This is a genomic window from Micromonospora sp. NPDC049799 (assembly GCF_040656655.1).
Taxonomy (GTDB): Bacteria; Actinomycetota; Actinomycetes; order Mycobacteriales; family Micromonosporaceae; genus Micromonospora.
On record NZ_JBFAMU010000323.1, the window covers coordinates 1 to 5690 of the forward strand.

Annotated in this window: 8 protein-coding genes and 1 pseudogene; 5 read left to right on the forward strand and 4 right to left on the reverse strand. The window is 73.1% G+C overall.

All coding sequences use genetic code 11. From position 1 onward, the window contains the following. Positions 1–689, reverse strand: a pseudogene (locus AB0I76_RS21080) (hypothetical protein); the annotation flags it as partial. Between the two features lie 31 nt (positions 690–720). Further along, entirely contained in the window at positions 721–1239 is a 519-nt protein-coding gene (locus AB0I76_RS21085; protein WP_357037991.1) for an NUDIX domain-containing protein, read from the reverse strand. 42 nt (positions 1240–1281) lie between these two features. Here AB0I76_RS21085 and AB0I76_RS21090 point away from each other — a divergent pair, with 42 nt between their 5' ends. Beyond that, entirely contained in the window at positions 1282–1764 is a 483-nt protein-coding gene (locus AB0I76_RS21090) for a type II toxin-antitoxin system PemK/MazF family toxin (RefSeq protein WP_357037994.1), read from the forward strand. A 27-nt stretch (positions 1765–1791) separates the two neighbouring features. Here AB0I76_RS21090 and AB0I76_RS21095 read toward each other — a convergent pair whose 3' ends face one another. Both AB0I76_RS21095 and AB0I76_RS21100 read right to left on the reverse strand, forming a co-directional pair. Continuing rightward, positions 1792–1944, reverse strand: coding sequence for a hypothetical protein (locus AB0I76_RS21095; RefSeq protein ID WP_357037997.1), 153 nt, complete (start codon positions 1942–1944; stop codon positions 1792–1794). A gap of 130 nt (positions 1945–2074) precedes the next feature. Beyond that, positions 2075–2722 carry a GGDEF domain-containing protein gene (locus tag AB0I76_RS21100; RefSeq protein ID WP_357038000.1) on the reverse strand — a complete coding sequence of 216 codons (648 nt, stop codon included), beginning with the start codon at positions 2720–2722 and terminating at the stop codon, positions 2075–2077. Positions 2723–2990: 268 nt separating this feature from the next. Here AB0I76_RS21100 and AB0I76_RS21105 point away from each other — a divergent pair, with 268 nt between their 5' ends. From AB0I76_RS21105 to AB0I76_RS21120, 4 genes are all read left to right on the forward strand, one after another. Next, positions 2991–3233, forward strand: a complete 243-nt coding sequence (locus AB0I76_RS21105) for a DUF397 domain-containing protein (RefSeq protein ID WP_357038003.1) — start codon at positions 2991–2993, stop codon at positions 3231–3233. 134 nt (positions 3234–3367) lie between these two features. Then, positions 3368–4255, forward strand: coding sequence for a helix-turn-helix transcriptional regulator (locus tag AB0I76_RS21110; protein WP_357038007.1), 888 nt, complete (start codon positions 3368–3370; stop codon positions 4253–4255). Positions 4256–4351: 96 nt separating this feature from the next. Then, complete coding sequence (locus AB0I76_RS21115) at positions 4352–5212, forward strand: SAM-dependent methyltransferase (RefSeq protein ID WP_357038010.1); 861 nt, start codon at positions 4352–4354, stop codon at positions 5210–5212. Between the two features lie 156 nt (positions 5213–5368). Further along, a partial coding sequence (locus tag AB0I76_RS21120; RefSeq protein ID WP_357038013.1) for a LacI family DNA-binding transcriptional regulator occupies positions 5369–5690 on the forward strand: 322 nt, incomplete at its 3' end.

The following is a 5690-nucleotide window of genomic DNA, read 5'->3' on the forward strand; positions in this document are numbered from 1 at the left end:
ACGTCGACCGGCGGCACGTCGGGCATCGCCGCCACCGACACCACCAGCAGCCCGGCCCCGTCGTCCGCGGGCCGGGCGGGCGCGGCGTGCACGACGACGTCCCCCGCCCGGGAGGTGCTGGCGATCCAGCACCGGTGACCGTACGGGGGTGTCCGCAGCACCCACCGCAGCGTCCCCGCCCACCGGTTGCCGGCGCCGAGGGCGTCCGCCTCGGTCACCGTGAACGGGTCGGCCCAGGAGATGCGGGTGGCCAGCGCGCTGGCCAGCACCAGCAGGGTGTCCGGCCGGATCGTGATCGGGAACCGCTCCACGAGCCCCAGGCTGTGCTCGCGGGCCCAGGCGTCCAGAGCGGACCCGTCGGGCAGCGGCCCGATCGCGGTGCGTCGTGGCAGGCCCGCCGACCAGTCGTCGAGCCGGCGCGTGTCGGACCCCGGCCGGTGCCACACCCCGCTCGCGGCGCCGACCAGCGGGTGTGGATCGTCCAGCAGCGTGCGGGCGGTCGCGGCGGCGGCGTCCACGTCCATGCCGAGCACCGACTCCAGGTCGTCCCGGATCCCGGCGGTGGCGGCCGGTCCACTCAGGGCCAAAAGCAGCCAGGCGCCGAGCGGGGAGGCGACGTGGTGCCGGTCGCCGAGCGTGGCGTGCAGGCGCTCGGCGTACCGGGCGAGGGGCGGGCGCAGATCGGTCACCGCCCCACTGTGCCCGGTCCCGCGCCGTACGTCACGACCACAGCTCGAACGGTTCGTCGATCTCCTCGCCGGCCAGGAGGACGGGGAGCAGGTCCGGCAGGCGGCCCGGGTAGAACCGCTCCCGCCCGGCCACGATCTCGTCCACCGGCCACCAGCGGAAGCCGAAGTAGTCCTCCCGCTCGTACGCCAGCCGGTCCGCCTCGTCGACCTCCGGCCCGGGACCGGTGAGCCGGACCGTGACGACCACCTCGTCCTGGAGGTGGCGCGTACGACGGTGCAGGAAGCTCGCCCGGCGCCGCCACGCGGGCGGTCCCACCTGCGCGGGGAGCGCCACGATGCCGCTCTCCTCGCGCAGTTCCCGGACGGCCGTGTCGAGGTACGTCTCACCCGGGTCCATACCCCCGCCGGGCAGTTCCCACCAGGTGCCGAGCCGGGGGTGCTCGGGGTCCCGCGTGTGGAAGAGCAGCACCCGCTGGTCGGCGTCGAGGACCACCACCCGTACGGCGTGGCGCTCGATGACGGGGAAGTCGTCCGGCAGGGCAGGCGTCATGCCGTCGATCATGCCCGCACCACTGGGGATAGGCTGCCCGCCGTGGCAGGTCTTCTCAGGAACGTGGCCGCGCGTCTCGGCGGCGTCATCCCGGGGCCCCGGCGTCCCGGGCCCGCGCCCGCCCAGGTCGCCCGGCGGCGCCACGTCGCGGCGCTGCAACGGCGCGAGCTGACGTACGCGCCGGAGCCCGACGGACAGGCCGACCCGGGGGAGATCGTCTGGACCTGGGTGCCGTACGAGGACGATCCCCGGCAGGGCAAGGACCGGCCGGTGCTGGTGGTCGGCCGGCACAGCCGGACCCTGTTCGGGTTGATGCTGTCCAGCCAGAGCGAGCGGGACGGCCAGCGGCACTGGCTCGCGCTGGGGCCCGGCTCGTGGGACCGGGACAACCGGCCCAGCTGGGTACGCCTGGACCGGGTGCTGACCATGCGCGAGGACAGCATCCGGCGTGAGGGCGCGGTACTGGACCGGCCGCGGTTCGACCGGGTGGGGCTGGCGCTGCGCGCCGGCTACGGCTGGCGCTGACCGTTTCGTCGGACCGGGCCGGCCCGGTCAGCCCGGCTCGCGGCTGGGTCCCACGGCGGCGCTGTGCGCCTCCGGCGGCGGGTACGGCTGCTCGACGAGCAGCCGGGCCAGGTGCGCGCTGTTGAGCGCGAGGGCCTTCGTGGTGCGGCCGGTGGTGTCCGGCTTGGGTCGGGCGTCCACGTAGTCGGTCTTGTGCAGCGCCTCGCCGACCCAGTACGTCGCGCCGGCCGCCGGCCAGACCCGGGTGCCGCTGATCCGGCGACCTCCTCGACGCGGGGCCGCAGCGCCGCACGGCTGCCGGCGTAGGGGTTCAGTCGGCGAGCGGGGCGCTGTCGACCAGTTGCCGCCGCGTGCGGGCCGGTCCCAGGCTCTTGGCCCGGTACATCGCCGCGTCGGCGTGGTCGAGGGCCTCGGTGAGCTGGGTCGGCCCGGTGACCGGGGCCAGGCCCACGGACGCGGTGACCCGGAGGCTGAACCCACCCAGCGGGATCGGCGCGGCGAGGGTTTCGCAGAGGCGGCGGGTGGCGTGCTCGATCCACCGGCCGTCGACGGTCGGGGTGGTCAGCAGCCCGGCGAACTCGTCGCCGCCGAGGCGGGCCACCAGGTTGTCCCCGGCGAAGGCCGCGAACCGCTCGGCCACGCTCACCAGCACCTGGTCGCCCGCAGCGTGCCCGTAGCGGTCGTTGATCTGCTTGAAGTCGTCGAGGTCCAGGACGACGGCGATCAGGGGCCGGCCGGCCGCGTCGGTCAGCAGGCTCGTCGCGAGCCGGTAGAAGGCCCGGCGGTTGGGCAGCCCGGTGAGCGGGTCGTGGCTGGCAGCGTGCCGTTCGGCGGCGAGTTCGGCCTGGAGGAGCCCGATCTCGGCCTCGGCGTGGACCGCGCGCCGGCGCAACTGCCAGGTCGAGAGGAGAGCTCCCGCGGCGCAGATGCCGGACGCGATGGTCAACGGATCCGCCACGAGCCCTCCCGTCACGCTGTTGCCCCCGGCCTCGCCGGCGGTCGCTCGGCGCCTCCGCGCCGCGCGGTGTTTTCCCTGGTGGCAGCCCAGTTTCAGGTAACTCAAAGTGAACGGATGGGTACCGCGCACGTGCGTTATCATGCTCGCTGTCTGATGCAGATGCAATAGCAAATGCACGTGCAGAAAGCGCTTTCGTCGATGCCCGCCCCTCGTGCCAGCACCGTCTGCACACCGGGCACCGGCCTGGCGCTCGAAGAGGAAGACGCCCATGCAGCAGCAGCCACCGAACGGCGTTCCCATCAACCAGCTCCCGCCGCTGCGTTGGCAGAAGAGTCGCCGGAGCAACCCGAGCGGCAACTGCGTCGAGCTGGCCGAACTGCCCGGCGGGGCCGGCATCGCCCTGCGCAACTCCCGTCACCCCGAGGGGCCCGCCCTGATCTACACCGTCGACGAGATCGCGGCTTTCGTCCTCGGCGCCCGTGACGGGGACTTCGACCACCTGATCGACTGACCTGCCGTCCGGCGGAAGGAACCGATTATCCGGTCCGGAGGCATTCACCTCACTGACCGTCCATGGCATGCTTACACGTCGGTCGGGTCGGCGGTGGCCCGCCCGGCATGGGTTCCGGCGTGCGGAGGGCGGCAGTGGCGATGGTTCCCGCCGAGGGAGGTCCGGCGACCGGCCCCACCGTCCTGCGCATCCTCCTCGGCGCCCAGCTGCGCCGGCTGCGCGAGTCCAGCGGAGTGACCCGCGAGGGCGCCGGATGGGAGATCCGGGCCTCCGAGTCGAAGATCAGCCGGATGGAGCTGGGCCGGGTCGGTTTCAAGGAACGCGATGTCGCCGACCTGCTCACGCTCTACGGGGTCACGGTGCCCGAGGAGCGGGACGCGCTGCTCAAGCTGGCCCGCGACGCCAACAGCCCCGGCTGGTGGCACCGGTACACCGACGTGCTGCCCACCTGGTTCCAGGCGTACCTGGGGCTGGAGGCCGCCGCGTCCCTGATCCGCACGTACGAGGTGCAGTTCGTCCCGGGACTGCTCCAGACCCGCGACTACGCGCGGGCCGTGGTGCTGCTCGGCCACGGCCGTGCCGCCCCGGGCGAGATCGAACGCCGGGTCGAGCTGCGGATGCAGCGCCAACACCTGCTGCGCCGGGAGAGCCCGCCGCAACTGTGGGTGGTGCTCGACGAGGCCGCGCTGCGCCGGCCGATCGGCGGGCCGGAGGTGATGCGCGGCCAGGTGGAGGCCCTCATCGAGGCGACCAAGTCGTCCCACATCCGCCTCCAGGTGATTCCGTTCGCCGCGGGTGGGCACGCCGCCGCCGGAGGGGCCTTCACCATCCTGCGCTTCGGCGACGCGGAGCTGCCCGACATCGTCTACATCGAACAGCTCACCAGTGCCCTCTACCTGGACAAGCGCGACGACCTCGAGTACTACGCGGTGGCCATGGAGCGGCTCTGCGTGGAGGCCGAGCCGCCGGAGCGTACGCCGGAGATCCTCCATCGCATCCTGGACGACCTGTACCGGGAATGAGTCGCTCCCGGGGGACGCGCCACGACCCGATGTGGCACTAGCATGGTCGGGTCCGGCGACAGTGGACGGACCCACCATCGCGGGTGGCACAGAGTCATGGAGGCTGCCTTGACCACCGATGCTCCAGGTGCGACGACCGGTTCCGCCCATCCCAGCGATCGCATCGACACCTCGGTCGCCCACCCGGCCCGCCGCTACAACTACTGGCTGGGTGGCAAGGACAACTTCCAGGCCGACCGCGAGTCCGGTGACGCGATGGCGGCGGCCTTCCCGACCATCCGCACCTCGGCCCTGGAGAACCGCCGTTTCCTCCAGCGTGCCGTCGGCTACCTGACCCGCGAGGCGGGCATCCGGCAGTTCCTCGACATCGGCACCGGGATCCCGACCGCGGACAACACCCACGAGGTCGCCCAGTCCATCGCGCCGGAGTCCCGGGTGGTGTACGTCGACAACGACCCGATCGTGCTGGCGCACGCCCGGGCGCTGCTGACCAGCTCGCCGGAGGGCGCGACCGCCTACATCGACGCCGACCTGCGGGACCCGGAGAAGATCCTCGGCCACCCCGACCTGAGGCGCACCATCGACCTGTCCCAGCCGGTCGCGCTGATGCTGGTGGCCATCCTGCACTTCGTGCCCGACGGCGACGACCCGTACGCGGTGGTCCGGCGGCTGCTCGACGCGTTGCCGGACGGCAGTTACCTGGCCGCCTCGCACGCCACGCACGACTACCTGCCGCCGCAGGTCGCCGCCGAGGCGAGGGCGGCTGCCAAGGGTGGCGGTCCGCACGGTGTGATCAACCTGCGCAGCCTGGACGAGTTCACCCGCTTCTTCGACGGGCTCCACGTGGTGGAGCCGGGCATCACCTCGGTGGCCGAGTGGCGTGCCGAGGGTGCCCCGCAGCCCCGCCCGTCGGTCGCCGAGGTCAGCATGTACGGGGCTGTCGCCCGCGTGTCCTGACCCGCTCGCGCGCCCACCGCACCCCGTCCGGCCTCGGCCCGGCGGGGTGCGTCGTTTTCCTCCCGGCGTCCGGTATTGACCGGCGGCGGTCACTGTCGCTAGTCTCTGGATCGATACAGAAGCTGAATCGATCCAGAAGCCGACGAGAGGTGGGCCGTGAAGCCGACACTGCAGGCCGTCGCCGACGCCGTCGGCGTCTCGCGGAGCACCGTCTCCAACGCGTACTGCCGCCCCGACCAGCTCTCCGCCGCCCTTCGGGAGCGGATCCTGGAAACCGCCCGGCAGATCGGTTACCCCGGACCCAACCCCACCGCCCGCTCGCTGCGGCGCGGCGTCGTCGGAGCGGTCGGGGTGCTGTTCACGTCCCAGCTGTCGTACGCCTTCACGGACCCCTTCGCGGTCCGCTTCCTGGCCGGCGTCGCGTCGGCGGCCGAGCGGCACGGCACCGGGCTGCTGCTCGTGCCGCTGCCGGCCGACG

Excerpts from the sequence above, each read along its gene's own strand:
- AB0I76_RS21085 (WP_357037991.1), bottom strand. The coding sequence starts at position 1,239 with ATGACGCCTGCCCTGCCGGACGACTTCCCCGTCATCGAGCGCCACGCC.
- AB0I76_RS21105 (WP_357038003.1), top strand. The coding sequence starts at position 2,991 with ATGCAGCAGCAGCCACCGAACGGCGTTCCCATCAACCAGCTCCCGCCG.
- AB0I76_RS21115 (WP_357038010.1), top strand. The coding sequence starts at position 4,352 with ATGGAGGCTGCCTTGACCACCGATGCTCCAGGTGCGACGACCGGTTCC.